General features: G+C 66.3%; 1 protein-coding gene. It reads left to right on the forward strand.

What is annotated here, in order from left to right:
* A partial coding sequence (locus tag CJZ82_RS17525; RefSeq protein ID WP_143593770.1) for a sigma-70 family RNA polymerase sigma factor occupies positions 1-735 on the forward strand: 735 nt, incomplete at both ends.

Raw genomic sequence — 735 nt, forward strand, 5'->3', positions numbered from 1 at the left:
GGCGACCTGGTGCGCTCCTACCTGCGCGACATCGGCCGCGTGCCGCTGCTGACCCATGAGCAGGAGATCACCCTGGGTCGTCAGGTGCAGGACCTGATGCGTCTGGAGGAAGCGGAGCAGGAACTGGAGATGCGAGCTGGCGGTCAGAAGCCGAGCGCCGAGGAATGGGCGACTGCGACGGGTCTGAGCCCGGCCCTGCTGAAGCGCAAGCTGGCCAGCGGCCGCCGCGCCAAGGAGCGGATGGTGGCGGCGAATCTGCGGCTGGTGGTGAGCGTCGCGAAGAAGTACACCAAGCGGAACATGGAGCTGCTGGACCTGATCCAGGAGGGAACGATCGGTCTGGTGCGGGGCGTGGAGAAGTTCGATCCCACCCGTGGCTACAAGTTCTCCACCTATGCGTATTGGTGGATCCGCCAGGGGATCACGCGGGCGATCGCGGAGAAGAGCCGCACGATCCGGCTGCCGATCCACATCACCGAAACGCTGAACAAGCTGAAGAAGGGGCAGCGGGAACTGAGCCAGGAGCTGGGACGCACCCCCACCTTGAGTGAGCTGGCGGTGGCGGTGGAGCTGCCGGAAGAGGAGGTGAAGGATCTGCTGTGCCGTGCGCGTCAGCCGGTGAGCCTGGAGACGAAGGTCGGCGACGGTGAGGACACGGAGCTGCTGGATCTGCTGCAGGGGGATGGAGAGCTGCCGGCGGAGAGCGTGGACAGCGAGTGCCTGCGGGGCGACATG

The sequence above is a fragment of the Synechococcus sp. 1G10 genome (assembly GCF_002252625.1).
Taxonomy (GTDB): Bacteria; Cyanobacteriota; Cyanobacteriia; order PCC-6307; family Cyanobiaceae; genus Regnicoccus_A.